The 14,690-nt window shown below is 73.9% G+C and carries 14 protein-coding genes and 2 pseudogenes; 7 read left to right on the top strand and 9 right to left on the bottom strand.

The annotated features are described in order from the left end of the window. Nucleotides 1-124 precede the first annotated feature (124 nt). Nucleotides 125-2,079, top strand: a pseudogene (locus tag K4G64_RS32980) (ABC transporter ATP-binding protein). 9 nt (nucleotides 2,080-2,088) lie between these two features. On the opposite strand, the gene K4G64_RS32975 reads toward K4G64_RS32980, so the two are convergent. The 3 genes from K4G64_RS32975 to K4G64_RS32965 form a co-directional block, all read right to left on the bottom strand. Then, entirely contained in the window at nucleotides 2,089-2,271 is a 183-nt protein-coding gene (locus K4G64_RS32975; protein ID WP_097216004.1) for a hypothetical protein, read from the bottom strand. A gap of 155 nt (nucleotides 2,272-2,426) precedes the next feature. Continuing rightward, on the bottom strand, nucleotides 2,427-3,116 hold the full coding sequence (locus tag K4G64_RS32970) for a DUF899 domain-containing protein (protein WP_221759595.1): 690 nt from the start codon (nucleotides 3,114-3,116) through the stop codon (nucleotides 2,427-2,429). A gap of 144 nt (nucleotides 3,117-3,260) precedes the next feature. Further along, nucleotides 3,261-4,625 carry an amidohydrolase gene (locus K4G64_RS32965; protein ID WP_221759594.1) on the bottom strand — a complete coding sequence of 455 codons (1,365 nt, stop codon included), beginning with the start codon at nucleotides 4,623-4,625 and terminating at the stop codon, nucleotides 3,261-3,263. A gap of 134 nt (nucleotides 4,626-4,759) precedes the next feature. Here K4G64_RS32965 and K4G64_RS32960 point away from each other — a divergent pair, with 134 nt between their 5' ends. Beyond that, nucleotides 4,760-5,713, top strand: coding sequence for an endonuclease/exonuclease/phosphatase family protein (locus tag K4G64_RS32960; RefSeq protein ID WP_221759593.1), 954 nt, complete (start codon nucleotides 4,760-4,762; stop codon nucleotides 5,711-5,713). A 49-nt stretch (nucleotides 5,714-5,762) separates the two neighbouring features. Here K4G64_RS32960 and K4G64_RS32955 read toward each other — a convergent pair whose 3' ends face one another. After that, nucleotides 5,763-7,655, bottom strand: coding sequence for an FUSC family protein (locus tag K4G64_RS32955; protein WP_221759592.1), 1,893 nt, complete (start codon nucleotides 7,653-7,655; stop codon nucleotides 5,763-5,765). A gap of 282 nt (nucleotides 7,656-7,937) precedes the next feature. Here K4G64_RS32955 and K4G64_RS32950 point away from each other — a divergent pair, with 282 nt between their 5' ends. Beyond that, the gene (locus tag K4G64_RS32950) at nucleotides 7,938-8,897 is read left to right on the top strand and encodes an expansin EXLX1 family cellulose-binding protein (protein WP_221759591.1); all 960 of its coding nucleotides are present in this window, start codon (nucleotides 7,938-7,940) and stop codon (nucleotides 8,895-8,897) included. Here the strand turns inward: K4G64_RS32950 and K4G64_RS32945 are convergent. Next, nucleotides 8,884-9,648, bottom strand: a complete 765-nt coding sequence (locus K4G64_RS32945) for a nucleotidyltransferase domain-containing protein (RefSeq protein WP_221759590.1) — start codon at nucleotides 9,646-9,648, stop codon at nucleotides 8,884-8,886. The genes K4G64_RS32950 and K4G64_RS32945 overlap by 14 nt on opposite strands. Before the next feature lie 151 nt (nucleotides 9,649-9,799). Between K4G64_RS32945 and K4G64_RS32940 the strand changes: the two genes are divergently transcribed. Then, nucleotides 9,800-10,243, top strand: coding sequence for a RidA family protein (locus K4G64_RS32940; protein WP_221759589.1), 444 nt, complete (start codon nucleotides 9,800-9,802; stop codon nucleotides 10,241-10,243). Nucleotides 10,244-10,252: 9 nt separating this feature from the next. Next, nucleotides 10,253-10,858 (top strand): gamma carbonic anhydrase family protein, encoded by a 606-nt coding sequence (locus tag K4G64_RS32935; RefSeq protein ID WP_221759588.1) that lies wholly within the window; start codon nucleotides 10,253-10,255, stop codon nucleotides 10,856-10,858. A 1-nt stretch (nucleotide 10,859) separates the two neighbouring features. On the opposite strand, the gene K4G64_RS32930 is transcribed toward K4G64_RS32935, so the two are convergent. Then, nucleotides 10,860-11,141: an aspartate/glutamate racemase family protein gene (locus tag K4G64_RS32930; RefSeq protein WP_374206472.1), complete on the bottom strand. Its 282-nt coding sequence runs from the start codon at nucleotides 11,139-11,141 to the stop codon at nucleotides 10,860-10,862. Here K4G64_RS32930 and K4G64_RS40725 point away from each other — a divergent pair. Then, nucleotides 11,130-11,213 (top strand): annotated as a pseudogene (locus K4G64_RS40725) (GntR family transcriptional regulator); the annotation flags it as partial. The gene K4G64_RS32930 and the pseudogene K4G64_RS40725 overlap by 12 nt on opposite strands. Before the next feature lie 68 nt (nucleotides 11,214-11,281). Here K4G64_RS40725 and K4G64_RS32925 read toward each other — a convergent pair. The 3 genes from K4G64_RS32925 to K4G64_RS32915 form a co-directional block, all read right to left on the bottom strand. Beyond that, nucleotides 11,282-11,986, bottom strand: coding sequence for a uracil-DNA glycosylase (locus K4G64_RS32925; RefSeq protein ID WP_221759587.1), 705 nt, complete (start codon nucleotides 11,984-11,986; stop codon nucleotides 11,282-11,284). Between the two features lie 86 nt (nucleotides 11,987-12,072). Then, on the bottom strand, nucleotides 12,073-13,377 hold the full coding sequence (locus K4G64_RS32920; RefSeq protein ID WP_221759586.1) for an MFS transporter: 1,305 nt from the start codon (nucleotides 13,375-13,377) through the stop codon (nucleotides 12,073-12,075). Nucleotides 13,378-13,385: 8 nt separating this feature from the next. After that, nucleotides 13,386-14,060, bottom strand: coding sequence for a winged helix-turn-helix domain-containing protein (locus tag K4G64_RS32915; RefSeq protein WP_221759585.1), 675 nt, complete (start codon nucleotides 14,058-14,060; stop codon nucleotides 13,386-13,388). Nucleotides 14,061-14,182: 122 nt separating this feature from the next. Here K4G64_RS32915 and K4G64_RS40720 point away from each other — a divergent pair. Beyond that, nucleotides 14,183-14,690 (top strand): RNA-binding S4 domain-containing protein (locus tag K4G64_RS40720; RefSeq protein ID WP_260461307.1); only part of this gene is annotated, 508 nt, incomplete at its 3' end.

Genomic DNA, 14,690 nt, shown 5'->3' with positions numbered 1-14,690 from the left:
ACCGTCGACCCACCTCCCGCTCGGGCCCGCACATGGACGAACGGCCACTATCGCGGGGCGGACGTCCGCCCCGCGATAGTGGCCGTTCGTCCATGTGCGGGCCCGAGCGGGAGGTGGGTCGACGGTGGGGAAGAAGCGGACCGCGCCGGAGGTGTCCGAGTCGGAGCGGCTGCTCTTCGGCGGGCCGCTGCGCTACGACATGGGCTGGAACCAGCACGCCGACGCGTTCCTGGAGCTGAACTTCCGCGCCATGATCACCCGGCTGCCGTCCCTGCTCGCGTCCAGCCTGGAGCTGGCCCGGCAGGCCGACCGGGCCGCCGCGCGGATCGTGCTGGCCGCCGAGGCGGGCCGGGGCGTGGCGCAGGCGGTGGCCCTGCTCGCCGTCAACAGCGTGCTGGCCGGGCTGATGGGCGGCGGCCCGATCGACGACCGGCTGCGCGGAACCGTCCCCGCCCTGGTCACGGTGGCCGCCGTGATGTTCCTCGCCGCCCTGCTGCGGGCCGCGAGCACCTACGCCACCGGCCGGCTGGAGCCCAAGGTGGAGCGGGTGGCGACCGAGCGGTACCTGGAGCGGGCCGCGGCCGTGGAGCTGGCCGCTATCGAGGACCACGCCTTCCACAAGCTGCTCGACACCGCGCAGTACGGCGCCGCCTCCGCGCGCCGGATGATCTCCTACGGCACACGCGTGATCAACGCGATGATCTCCCTGATCGCGGCGGCGGGCGTGCTGACCGTGCTGCACCCCGCTCTGCTGCCACTGCTGATCACGATGACGCTGCCGAGCGCCTGGAGCGCGTGACCGTGGCCCGGCGGCGCTACGAGTCCTTCCACGCCTGGGTGCAGCACGCCCGCGCGGGCCGGCTGCTCGGCAACCTGCTGATCGAGCCCGAGGCGGCCCCCGAGATCCGGGTGCACGGGGTGGGCTCCTTCCTGTTGCGGCACTTCCGCGCGATGTCCGAGTCGGCCGAGGCCGAGCAGGCCCGCCTGGCCGGGCTCGCCGCCCGCACGGGCCTGATCGCGGCGGCGTGGACGGGTCTGGCGACGGTGGCGACGTACGCGACGCTGGGCGGGCTGCTGCTGGCGGGCGCGATGGCCCTGTCGGTGGCGGGTACGGCCGTGATCGCGATCCGGACCGGGTCGCAGAGCCTCGACACGCTCGTGGTGGAGGTCAACGCACTGCACGAGGAGGCGCTCTTCGTCGGCGATCTGCAGCGGCTGTACACCGAGGCGGACCAGTGGGCGATCCCGACCGGAGGCGCGCTGCTGCCGGAGGACCCGCGCGAGATCCGCTTCGAGAACGTCACGTTCCGCTACCCGGGAGACTCGGCCCGGCCCGCCCTCGACGACGTGACGCTGAACCTGCCGCTCGGCCGCATCGTCGCACTGGTCGGCGAGAACGGCTCCGGCAAGACCACCCTGGTCAAGCTGCTCGCCGGGCTCTACAGGCCGGAGCGCGGGCGGATCCTGTGGGACGGGGTGGACGCGGCGAGCGCCGACCGGCACCGGCTGGCCGAGCGGATCGCGATGGTGGCGCAGGATTTCAAGCGGTGGCCGTTCACGGCCCGGGTGAACGTCGCCCTGGGCCGTCCCTCGGTGCCGCTGTGCGAGGACCGGCTGGCCGCGTCGGTCGCCGAGGCGGGGGCGGAGGCGGTCATCGCGGACCTGCCGCGCGGGCTGGACACGCTGCTCGCCCGCAACTTCAGCGGCGGGCACGAGCTGTCGGGCGGCCAGTGGCAGCGGCTCGGCATCGCCCGGGCGGCCTACCGCAGGGGCCGCATCCTGATCGTGGACGAGCCGACGGCGGCCCTGGACGCCCGGGCCGAGCTGGAGGTCTTCGAGCGGATCCGCGCCCTGGCCGACAGCGGCCAGACGGTCGTGCTGATCACACACCGGCTGGCGTCCGTACGGCACGCGGATCTGGTGCACGTCCTGGACCAGGGCCGGCTCGTGGAGTCCGGCACGCCGGACGAGCTGCTGGCGACCGGTGGGCTCTACGCCGAGCTGTACGCGCTCCAGGCGGAGCAGTTCGCCCCGTCACCCGCGCCGGTCCGGAAGGTGCCGGCGCCGAAGGCGGTCTGACGGCACCCGTCAGGCGGTGGCGTCGGCCACGCCGCCGCTGCGCACGATCACCAGGAACATGTCCGTGGCGAGGTCCATGACGACCTCGGCGGGCAGGCCTTCGCTTCGCCGCGCCTGCGCGAACTCCTCCGCAGGCCAGGAGCCACGCGGCCCACCGGCGGGAAAGCGCTCGAGCACCGTTCGCCCGTTCACCCTGCACCTCCATGTAGCGCTGTACTCGTAGAGTTAAACGCCAACGATGGGGTGAACGGCTCGCGAAGTGACGGTTCTGAGACGTAGTTGACACGCGTTCACCACCAAGTGTGACCAACCTCTCAGCCTCTTGGCGGATGTGTTCACTTTCCGTATCAGTCGTCGTACTCGTCGTGATACCGGATGCGCTCACTTCCCGCAGGCGCCCCATAGGCCGACGCGCGCCCCTTGGGCTCCTCCCACTCCTCCTGCCGGCCGAGTGCGGTGAGGTCCAGCAGGCTGGTCGTCGAGCCCAGGCCGTCGAGGCCGCGCTCGTACGTCGTGTACGTGTGGAAGACCCGGTCGCGGTCTCGCAGGAAGCAGCTCAGGCCGGGGCGCTCGACGAGCTCGCCCTCCCGCTGCAGGGTCACCTCGAAGTCGTGGTTGAAGCCGCTGCCGTACGACGAGTACCAGGGGAGCGTCCAGCCCATCCGCGCCTTGAACGGCAGGATCCTCGGGTACGGCGCGCGGGACGCGGCGGCGAACGACGTGTCACGGGCGTGGAGATGGGCGAGATGCCCTACTTGGTCCAGGAATCCAGAGCAGCTGCGGCAGCCCGCGTCCCACTCGGGCGCGAACATGAAGTGGTAGACGACGAGCTGGCGCCGGCCCTCGAACAGGTCGAGCAGGGTGGCCTTGCCGTCCCCGCCCTCGAACACGTACTCCTCGTCGACCTCCACCATGGGCAGTCCGCGCCGCTCGGCGTTGAGCGCGTCCCGCGCGCGGGTGGCGGCCTTCTCCTTCAGCAGCAGTTCCGCGCGCGCCGCGCGCCACTCGCCGCGCGAGACGATCTCCGGAAGCGACATGGGCCCTCCTGTGACAACGGTCCGTCGGGGGTGGTGACCGGCGGGAGACGCGGAACTCATCGCTGCCCGGGAGAATTTCCGGAAGTTCTTCGCCGCGCCGCGGATGCGGGGGGCTTCGGTTGTCGTACCGCGGATGCGGCGGCGTCAGGTGTCGTACCGCTGGATGTGGCGGCCGTGGCCGCGGTCGACGAGGGCGGGCAGGCGCTCCTCCAGTTCCCGTGCCACTTCCGGCACGTCGATCGTCAGCAGTTCCCGGTCGCGCATGAGGATCCGTCCGTCGACGATCGTGGTGCGGACGTCGGCCGAGCGGGCGCTGTGCACGAGGGTGGCGGCGAGGTCGTGGACGGGCCGGGTGTGCGGCCCGGTGAGGTCGACCAGGACGATGTCGGCCCGCCGGCCGGGCGCGATGCTGCCGGCGCGTTCCCCGAGGCCCACGGCCCGCGCGCTCTGCAGGGTGGCGTGGTGCAGGGCCTGGCGGGAGGTCAGCCGGCGCGGGTCGCCCTCGGCCGACTTCTGGACCAGGGAGGTGAGGGCCATGGACTCCCACACGTCGAGGGAGTTGTTGGAGGCGGCGCCGTCGGTGGCGAGTCCGACGTCGACGCCGATGTCGCGCAGGGCGCGGACCGGTGTGGTGTCGGGCCAGGCGAACTTGAGGTAGCCGCGGGGCGCGGTGGCGACCGCCGTACGGCCGTCCGCCCGCTCCAGGAGGGGGAGGTCGCTGTCGACGATGCCGGTGCCGTGGGCGAGGAGCAGGTCCGTATCGAGGATGCCGGTGCGTTCCAGGACCTCGATCGGGGTGACGCCGTGGCGGGCCAGGCTGGTCTCGGTCTGGTCGCGGTTCTCGGCTGCGTGGAGGTGCACGGGCAGGCCGTGCGTGCGGGCGAGCTCGGCGGTGCGGGCGAGGTCGGTGTCGTCGACCGTGTAGGGGGCGTGCGGCGCGAGCGCGGTGGTGATCCGGCCGTCGGCCGCTCCGCGGTGCCGCAACGCGAACTCCAGGGACCGCTCCAGGCCTTCGGGGCCCTGCGAGGAGAAGAAGGCCTCGCCGAGCAGCGCCCGCATGCCGCAGTCCGCGACCACCCGCGCCACCGCGTCCATGGCGAAGTAGTGGTCGGCGAAGCAGGTGACGCCCGCGCGGATCATCTCGGCACAGGCGAGCCGCGCCCCCAGCTCGACGTCCCGCTCCGTCAGGTTGGACTCGACGGGCCAGACGACGTCGTTGAACCACTCCTCGATGGGGAGGTCCTCGGCGAGGCCGCGCAGCGCGACCATCGGCGCGTGCGTGTGACAGTTGATCAGGCCCGGCAGGGCGACCTGGCCGCGGGCGTCGAGCCGCTCGGCGGCGGTCAGGTCGGCGGCCTCCGCGGTGGTCGTGACGGCCTCGACGATCCCGCCCCGTACGACGATCGCGGCGTCCTCCTCGAACCCGATCCGCTCTTGATCGTCGTGCACGAGGACGGTACATGCGCTGATGATGAGGTCGACGGGACTGACCGCGGCAGGAGGCGTCATCACGCCAACGTACGACGGCGTCGTAGGGCGGCATGAGCCGAACCGCACTTCCCGTCACGGCTCTGTCGCGGGGCGGGCCGGGCGCGCACCCTGGCCTCACCACCCCGACTGTCGGCTTCTGAAAGGAGCCCGGCATGCTCATCGGCACCTGGAATCTGGAGAATCTCTACCGGCCCGGAGGCCCGTACGGCCCGCACGACGAGGCCGGGTACGAGGCGAAGCTCGCCGCGCTCGCCGCCGCGGTCACCGAACTCGATCCGACCCTGCTCGGCGTGCAGGAGGTGGGCGACCCGGAGGCCCTCAAGGACCTGGCAGGGATGCTCGACGACGACTGGCACGTCGCCCTGTCGGAGCACCCGGACAGCCGGGGCATACGGGTCGGGTTCCTGAGCCGTACGGCCATGACGGTGGTGGCCGACACGCGGGCGTTCCCGGCGGAGCTGCGTCCCGTGCAGGCGGACGACTCGGGACTGACGGCGGGACAGGCGGGGCGGGGCGTCCTGGCCGTGGAGGTCGAGGGCGGGGACGGGCCGCTGCTGGTGGCGGTCTGTCATCTGAAGTCGAAGCTGCTGTCGTATCCCGACGGCCGGTTCCAGCCGCGCGACGAGGGCGAACGGGCCCGCTACGGCGCCTACGCCCTGTACCGCCGGGCGGCCGAGGCGACGGCGCTGCGCGGGCTCGCGGACGAGTTGCTGGCCGGTGACGGGCGGGCGCGGGACGTCGCCGTCCTGGGTGACCTGAACGACGAGGTGCAGGCGGCGACCACGCAGATCCTGCTCGGCCCGCCCGGCTCGGAGATCGGCGCACCGGGCTACGACCGGCCCGACCGGGGCGATGCGACGCGGCTGTGGGACGTGGCCCCGCTCATCCCGCCCGGGCAGCGCTGGTCCCGGGTGAACTCCGGGCGGCGCGAGCTGATCGACCACGTGCTGCTGAGCCACCGCCTGGTGCAGCGGGCGACGCAGGCGGGCACCGGTCTGCCCGGCGAGGGCCCGCCCGGCCTGCCTTCGGTCGGCCCTGACCCCTCCGAGCGCCGGGGCGAACCCGGCTCGGACCACGCCCCGGTGTGGGTGCGGGTCGACGGCTGAGCCCGCCCGTTCTCACAACCGTGCGGCCGGCGCGGTGGCGCCGGGTGGGCTACCCGGCGAGGGGTGTCCGGTGCGGCCGTAGTCCCACCCGTTCTCCTCGTCCGGCGAGTTCGGCGAGGACGGCCGTGAGGCGTTCCTTGTGGCGCGGCCCGATCCGGCCGGTGTCGTCGAGGTGCACGGCGCAGGCGGTCGTCGTGTCGACGAGGCGTTCGAGGAGGTCGGCCACCTCGTCCGCGCCCTCGGCGTGCCGGGCGAGGGCAGGCAGTTCGTGCGCGGCGAGGGAGACGGCCGAACGGGCCTCGGCCAGGGTGCGGTAGGCCTCGCGGCGCAAGGTCCAGCGGGTGGCGCGGTGGTCGGAAGGGGTGCCGGAGTTCCCGATGCGCGGGGCGTCGGCCTCGTCGAGCACGTGGGTGAGATAGGCGTACGCCGCGTCGCCCGCCGCCGCGAGCCGGGCGCGCACCGTCCCGCCGCGCTGTCCGGGCATCGGCAGGTGCCCGGTGATCAGCACGATCGCGCAGGCCAGCAGCGTCTCGCCGATCCGCCCGGCGGAGGCCTGGGGTTCGCCGCCGACCATGAGGAGCGCGAGGACGAGGACGGTGACGACGGCGGTCTGGGCGGCGAAGTGCCGGGTGGCGACGGGTATGAGCGCCCCGCTGAGGGCGACGAGCGCGACGAGGCCTTCCGGGCGGGGCAGGACGGCGGCGAGCCCGGCGAAGAGCAGCGCCCCGAGGACGGTCCCGGCGGCCCGGTTGAGCACGCGCGAGACGAGCGGCCCGAGGTCGGGCTTGACCAGGAACACGGCGGTGGCGGGCAGCCAGTACCAGTGCTCGTGCTGCCCGTACCACTGGCTCTGGTGAAGGGCCTGGGCGACCGCCGAGCTGGCGCCGAAGCAGAGGGCGACGCGGAGCCCGTACTCGCGTCCGGCGGTGCCGAAGGCGGCGCGCAGCCGGTCCCCGGCGCCGCGCGGCCGGGTGTGCAGATCTCCGGCCCGGCCCTGGTCGAACACCTCGGCGGCGTGCAGGAGGGCGTCGTCGAGGGCGCGCAGGGCCGGTGCCGAACGGGACGGTGCGGGCAGCGGGCCGGTGTGGGTGTTGCCCCGTACGGCCGCGGCGAGCCGCCGGGGGCCTTCGGAGGCCCGCTCGGGGACGGCCTCCTCGGCCCAGGCGAGGGCGGTGGCCGCCTCGGCGAGGGGCAGGGCCGCGGCGTACTGCGCGTGCAGCCGCCGCTCGGTGGAGGAGGAGGCGTACCTGCGCAGCCGGGGCCCGGCGAGGGCGTCCTGGGCGTGGTCGAGGGCGGCGGTCAGCGCGGCCCGGCGGCGGATGGCGTCCGGTCCGCCGACCGCGTCGAGCAGCCCGGCGACGGCCTCGTACACGCCGGCAACGGCATCCCGCTCCCCGTCGAACCGGAAGTCACCGGCGAGGGAGCCGGGCGTGGGCAGGGCGAGCCGCAGCACGAGCAGCCAGCCCGCTCCGGCGAGATAGGCGAGCGCCCGCTCCCACCCGGGTTCCGGCAGGGGCATCCCGGCGCCGATCGCCGCGCCGACGAGCAACTGCGTCCCGACGGCGGACGCGACGGGCCCGACGGCGCTCATCCCCCCGGCGACGAGCCCGACGACCGTGAGCACCAGGGTGAGCACGACCGCACCGGTGCCCTGCCCGGTGTACGTCCCGACCACGAGCCCCAGCGCACCGCCCAGGGCGGGCACTCCGATCCGCTTGACGGAGACGCGCCGGCTCCCGGGCCGGTCGTTGATCCCGGCGAGCATGGCGGCGACGGCGGCGACGACGCCGAGGGTGGTGAATCCGGTCTGCACGGCCACGAGCAGCAAGGGCCCGGCGGACAGGGCCCCCCGCGTCACCGCGCTCCAGGGCACCGGCCCCCGCTGGGCGTGCAGGGCGTGCGCGAGCCAGGGCGGAAGGTGGGGGGCGATGCGGCGCGACACTGGGCTCCTGTCGTCTCGACGAGGGCAGGGGTGAGCCTTCGGGCGACGGTGGCCGGGGCGGGGTGTGGATGACCAGGGTAGACGGGGTTTCTGGAGGACAGGTTTCCGGAACGTGTCGGACGGCTGAGAACCGGCGTTCTTTATGTACGCAATCAAGAACCGGGGCGATCGATGACCCTGACGATCGAGAACCGGCCACGGCAACCTTTTCCGGCCCGGTGACCACTGGTGGGTGTGAGCGCGCGTTCTCCTGAACCACGCAAGGACCCGAAGGACTCATCCGTGGCATCCGCATCCCACCGCCGTCCCCGCCGCAAGCGGCGCACGGCCCTCGTCTGGGCCGTCGCCGTGGCAGCGGCGGGACTGCTCGTCTCCCTCGTGATCGTCCTGCGCCCGGGCGGCGAACCGGACACGGTACGGACGGCCGCCGGGACGGCGGCCGGCGCCGGCCCGAGCGCCTCGCCGACGACACGCGAGCCGACGCCGGCACCGAAGCCCTCCACCGCGTCCCCGACTCCGAAGAGCACCCGGGCCACCGCCGTGTCCGCGACCACCCCGTCGGCGCGGCCCTCGCCCGCCGCCACCCGGTCGTCCGCGCCGCGACCGGCGTCCGGCGCGGCGCCTCTGGCGGGCCGGATCAAGCCCGGGACCACCTACAACGGCGTCGCCACCCACTACGACGCCGACGACGGTGACGGGGCCTGCCTGTACGGCCCGAGCCCCGACCTCATGGTCGCGGCCATGAACCACACCGACTACGAGACGTCCCAGGCGTGCGGGGCGTACATCCTGGTCCACGCGGCGAGCGGCGCCTCCGTCACCGTCCGGATCACCAACGAGTGCCCGCTGCCCTGCGCCCCGGGGCAACTCGACCTGAGCAAGGAGGCGTTCGCGAAGCTCGCCGGTCTCTCCGCGGGGCGGATACCGATCGCCTGGAGCCTGCTGAGCCCCAGCACCTCCGGCACGGTCTCGGTCCGCTACAAGACCGGCTCCAGCCGGCACTGGTGCGGCATCCAGGCACTCGGCCACCGCAACCCGCTGGCCCGGCTGGAGGTCAGGACGGGCAGCGGCTGGAGCCGGCTGACGCGTACGGAGTACAACTACTTCCTCTCCCCCGACGGCACCGGCTGCGGCGGTTCCCTCAGGCTCACCGACATCTACGGCGAACAGCTCACCGTCGACGGCGTCGCGATCCGTCCGGACACCGTCCAGCCGACCCGCGTCCAGTTCACCCGGCGGTGACGGCCGCCACGGCCCGTGCGAGAAGCGTCTCCACGTCGGTGACGGCCCGGGCGAGAGCGGCCGGACCCTCCGTCAGGTCGCGTACGGCCGCGTCGACTTCGGCCAGCCCCGCCCGCGCCACCAGCCCCTTCTCGTTGGTGACCCATTCCCCGCGCGCCGCCAGCACCGCGTGCGCGGTCTGTGTCGCGGCCAGGGCGATCGCCCCGGCGACCTGGGTGACGGCGTTCTTCGGGGCGTGGCCCGCCCTGGCGTAGGCGAGGGTGGCCGCGGCCATGCCGTACCAGTGCGCCGGGGCGCTCTCGCGCAGGGCCCGCGGATAGGCGCCCGGGCGTGGCAGTTCGCCCCGCAGCACCTGGTTGACCGCGAGTTCGGCGACGAGCAGGTAGGTCGGGATGCCCGCCAGGTGGAACATGAGGGGCTCGACACGGAAGCGGCCCGCCTCCGCTTCCGCCAGCTCGTGCTCGACGACGTCCAGGTCGCGGTAGTGGACGTCCACGCGGCGGCCCTCGATCGTCAGCCAAGCCCCGCCGTTGAAGACGCCGCCGCCCCACGCGCCGATCTCGCAGACCTCGCCCTCCCAGCCGACCGCGCGGAGGTGGGCCGGGTCGAAGGCACCGCGGTAATAGACCGCCAGGTCCCAGTCGCTGTCGGGCCGTTCGGTGCCCTGGGCCCGGGAGCCGCCGAGGGTGACCGCCTCGACGGCGGGGAGCAGGGCGAGGCGGTCTGCGACGGTGTCGAGGAAGGCGGGCACGGTGCGGCTCCCGGGCGGACGGACGGTGAGGGCCCGGGCAGCGTAAGGGGACGGCTCGACCGCCGTGAAACGAAATACGGATGCGTCCGCGCGCCGGGCCTCGCATGATCGGTGGGTTGCCCCGTCGCCACCCGCAGATCGGAGACCCCACGTGATCCGCCGCGTCACCGTCCCGAGCCTCTTCCCGCCGCCCACCTACGCGCACGCGTCCGTCGTCGAAGCGGGCACCAGGCTGGCCTTCCTCGCCGGGTCGGTGCCGCTGGACGCCGGTGGCGAGCTGGTCGGTCCCGGGGATCCGGTGCGGCAGGCCGAGCAGGTGATCGCCAACCTGGAGGAGCAACTGAGGGCCGTGGGAAGCGATCTGGCCCACGTCGTGGCGACCGAGGTGTACGTCGTGAGCGACGAGCCCGCCGCGCTGTCCGCCGTCTGGAGTGTGGTCGAGGCGTCCGGTCTCAGTGCGGGTCCGCACTCGTCGACGCTGATCGGCGTGGCGTGTCTCGGGTACACGGGACAACTGGTGGAGATTACGGCGACAGCCGTCGTACCCGAGGGGTCCTCCGCCGAGGAGTCTTCCGCCGAGGGACCGTCCGCCTGAGGAGAGTCCATGCTGATCGAGCATCGCGGGCGGCGTCCCGTCGTCCCCGCGTCCGCGTACGTCGCCCCGACTGCCGTGCTGTGCGGGGCCGTCGTCCTCGGTGAGCGCAGCCGGGTGCTGCACGGCGCCGTGCTCACGGCGGAGGACGGGGAGGTGCGGGTCGGGTCGGACGTCGTCGTCATGGAGAACGCGCTGGTCCGGGGGCGGTCCGCGCACCCCGCCGCGATCGGGGACGCGGTGCTCGTCGGCCCGCACGCCCATGTCAACGGAGCGACCCTGGAGGACGAGGTCTTCGTGGCCACCGGGGCCTGCGTCTTCCCGGGGGCCGTCGCGGGCGCCGGGTCGGAGCTGCGGATCCACAGCGTGCTGCACGTCAACTCCGTGCTGGCACCCGGCACCGTCCTGCCCATCGGCTGGATCGCGGCGGGCGCGCCCCGGGCCCGGCTCTTCGCTCCCGGGGAGCACGACGAACTCTGGCAGATCCAGCAGGCGCTGGACTTCCCGGGGACGGTGTACGGCATCCCGCGCGGCACGCCGATGCGGGAGGTGATGGCCCGGCAGACACGGCTCTACGGGGCCCATCACGACGACGTCACCCTCGACGGCCCGGCCTGAGTCAGCGCCGTTCGGGCCTGGCCCACACCCGCTGTTCGGGCAGCGGCTCGGCGTAGCTCCCCACCCGGCTCGTGGTCAGTCCCAGCGCCACCGGCGACTCGGCCAGTTCGACCGCCGCGGCGGCCCCGTCGACGACCGGCAGTCCCAGCTTCTCCCCGACGACCCGTTGCAGGCCGGTCATGCCGGCGCAGCCCAGGACGAGGACCTCCGCACCGGCGGCGCAGGCGCGTCCGGCGGCGGCCAGGAACGCCGTCTCGGTCCGTTCCTCGTCGCCCGTGCGCACGCGCTGACGCACGTGCGGACCAACTACCGTTCCACGGTCCGCCACCTGTTCGGCGAGGAGGCAGCTGTCTGACGAGGAGGCGGCTCCTGGTGAGGAGGCGCCTCCCTGGCGAGAAAGCTGCTCCCTGGCGAGGACGCCCCCTAGCCGCTTCCGGTGGCCAGACCCGCCGTCCGCCCGGCCGTCCGCAGGACGTCACGCAGCATGGTGGGCGTGAGCCGGCCGGTGAAGGTGTTGCGCTGGCTGACGTGGTAGCAGCCGTAGAGCTCCAGGCCGTCGAGGCGGACGTGGGCGCCGTGCGCGAAGGCGGGGCGTGGCCGGGGCACGGGCCAGCCGGCCTCGGCGAACGCGGGCAGCGCGGCCTGCCACCCGAAGGCGCCGAGCACGATCACCGCCCGCAGGGTCGGGCGCAGCAGCCGCAGTTCCTGCACGAGCCAGGGACGGCAGGTGTCCCGCTCCTCGGGGGTGGGTTTGTTGGCGGGCGGGGCGCAGTGCACGGGCGAGGTGACGCGCACGCCGTACAGCTCCAGGCCGTCATGGGCGTGCTCGGCGGTCGGCTGGGAGGCGAGGCCCACGTCGTACAGCGCCTCGTAGAGGACGTCCCCGGAGCGGTCACCGGTGAACATCCGGCCGGTGCGGTTGCCCCCGTGGGCGGCGGGGGCGAGTCCCACGATCAGCAGCCGGGCGTCCCCCGGCCCGAAACCGGGGACCGGCCGGGCCCAGTACGTCCAGTCCGCGAAGGCCGCTCGCTTGGTACGGGCCGTCTCCTCGCGCCAGGAGACCAGCCGCGGGCAGGCCCGGCAGTTTGTGATGCGCCGGTCGAGGAGGGGAAGACCGCTGGCGTCCATCACTCCACCGTAGGCGCAGGTGGGGCCATCGTCGTCACGGGGTCGAGATTTCCGGGCACGCATCCGGACCCGCCCCTCCCGCGGGCTCAGACGCCGGTGACGGGCACCGCCCGCTCATCGCCGCCCCGGCGCCGCCAGAGCAGGGCCCCGGACAGCAGTACGGCACTCGTCAGCAGCCAGGGCAGGGGGCCCGGGCGCAGCACCCCGACGACCAGGCCCGTGAGCGCGCCGACCAGTTGCTGGGCCAGGGACTGGACGGACAGGGCGGTGGCACGGCCCGCGCCGGCGACCCTGCGGTGCAGCAGGTCGTTCTCGTTCGGCGCCGCCGCGCCCAGACCGAGGTAGACCAGGCCGAAACCGACGACCGCGAGGGCCGTGGCCGCCGGGTGGGCGGAGGAGGCGGTGACCCCGAGCAGCAGCAGGCCGCCCGCACCGGCCGCGAGGCCGACCAGCACAGCCCGTTCGCCGCTGCCCGCCACACGAGCGGTGAGCGGCGCGAGGTGGCTGCCGACCCCGGAGCAGACGAAGCCCGCACAGGACAGGGCGGCGTAGACCATCGCGCCGGAGCCGGTCGCGCCGGTCAGTGCGGCGGTACGGCCCGGTACCAGCAGTTCGATCGCGGCCAGGGCGCTTCCGGCCGCCGCCGCGCCGAGGAGGACCCGGCGCACGACCGCGTCCCGGCCGCCCAGCCGCAGTCCGTCGAGCACGGTGACGGGGACGCCGCGCAGCACGGATCGCAGGGTCGCCGGTGGTCGCGGGGGCTCCCGCAGGGCGGTCAGCACATAGGCGACGAAGACGATCCGCAGCGCGGCCCCCAGCAGCAGCGGGACGGACAGGGGCAGCACCGTCCCGGAGGTCGCCTCGCTCAGCCGGGCACCGAGATCGGGCCCCAGGCCCAGCAGCCACGGCAGGGCGCCACCGAGCAGAATGCCGGCCGCGAGCGCGGCGGAGGACGCGGTGCCGCCCCGGGCCAGGCCCGTGCGCAGCTCGGCGTCCGGGCCGGAGCACGCCTGGACGGTGTCGACGTACCAGGCCTCCGCGGTACCGCTGGCCAGGGCGCGGGCCGCGCCCATGAGGACCATGCCCGCGGTGAGCAGCCAGGCGGTGGTGCCGACGCCGATCAGCGTGAAGGCGAGCACGTTGAGCAGACCGGCCGCGGCCAGGACCGGCCGGCGCCCGAGGACATCCGAGAGGCCTCCTGTGGGCAGCTCCAGCGCGGCCACGGTCAGCGAGTGCGCGGCGAACAGCCCGGCGATCGCGGCGAGGGACATACCGCGCTCGCTGAACAGCAGGACCATGGTGGCCAGGCCCAGGCCCGGCGGCAGCCAGAGGAGCGCACAGACGGTGACGTACCGGCGGCGGGCGGTCCGCTCCCCGGACGACTCGGTCATGAGCCGCGTCATGGCTTGAGGTATCCGGGAGTGATGGCGGGGGCTTCAGGGTCGTCAGGGGCCTCGGCGTCAGAATCGTCGGGGGCGGGACCGGCAGGTTCGTGCGGCGCGAGCGGCAGTCCGGCGGCGAGGAACACCACGTGTTCGGCACGCGGATCATCCGCGTCCCGGGCGGTCAGTTCCTCCAGCTTCGCGGCGACCGTGGCGAAGAGCTCGGTCAGCGACTCCGCCGTCAGCCGGGGCATGTGGTCGCTGATGCCGGACGGCTCCACCCACTCCTCACCGAGCCGCCCGGCGGCCATGTCAGCCTCGTGCCGGGCCAGGGACCTCTCCAGGTGCTCGATCTGCCGTCGCCGCGCCAGACTGACGAAGGCCCGGCCCGCCGCGGTGGCCTCCATCGTCTCGTTGCTCCAGGACGTGACGGTGTGCAGCGCACGCCAGCGCCGCTCCCGTCCGTCGCGGTGCTCGGCCTCGGCGATGAACGCGTACTTCGCCAGCACCCGCAGGTGGTAGCTGGCCGACGCCGACGACTCCCCCGTCCGTGCGGCCAGCTCACTCGCCGTGGCGGGCCCGTCCTGCCGCAGCAGCCCGAGCAGCTGGATGCGCAGGGGGTGGGTGAGGGCCTTCAGGGCGGCGGTGTCGTGCTCGGGATCGAGTACGCGCTTGTGCTCGTCGCTGTCCATGCCGGGAGGTTAGGCCGCCCCGACCCATTGGCAAAAGAGTTTTTGCAAAACTACTTTGGCAGAGTTGGCCGAGAGGCCGATACTCCGCCCGGCAGGGCGACTCGGAGGACTAAGGTCGGGACATGGCTTCTGAAGGTGCGCAGTACGAGGGGACGGACTGGACCAAGGACGGGACCGCAGACGGGACCGCCGGCGCGGCACCCGCCTCCCCCGGCGCGGCGCCCGAGTCCCCCGAGGCCACGGGCGGCTCCGGTAACGGCGATGCCCAGTCCGCGGACTCGAGTTCCTCGGATCCCAGGACCATGGATCCGAAGGTCGCCGCCGCGATCGCCGCCGCCGAGGCCGCGAGTCCGCAGGGCGCCTCGACGGTGCGCGTCGACAGCTGGATCTGGTCCGTGCGCCTCGTCAAGACCCGCTCCATGGGCGCCACCGCCTGCCGGGGCGGCCACGTGCGCGTCAACGGTGAGCGCGTGAAGCCCGCGCACGGCGTCCGCGTCGGCGACGAGGTGCGTTTGCGGCACGAGGGCCGGGAGCGGGTCGTCGTCGTCACCCGGCTGATCCGCAAGCGGGTCGGGCCTCCCGTGGCCACCCAGTGCTACATCGACAACTCCCCGCCGCCCCCGCCCCGCG

Origin of the sequence: Streptomyces sp. WAC04114, from assembly GCF_019733245.1 — a bacterium.
GTDB classification, from domain to species: domain Bacteria; phylum Actinomycetota; class Actinomycetes; order Streptomycetales; family Streptomycetaceae; genus Streptomyces; species Streptomyces massasporeus_A.
The sequence above is the reverse complement of the archived record's forward strand: the minus strand, read 5'-3'. Positions and strand labels throughout refer to the sequence as shown.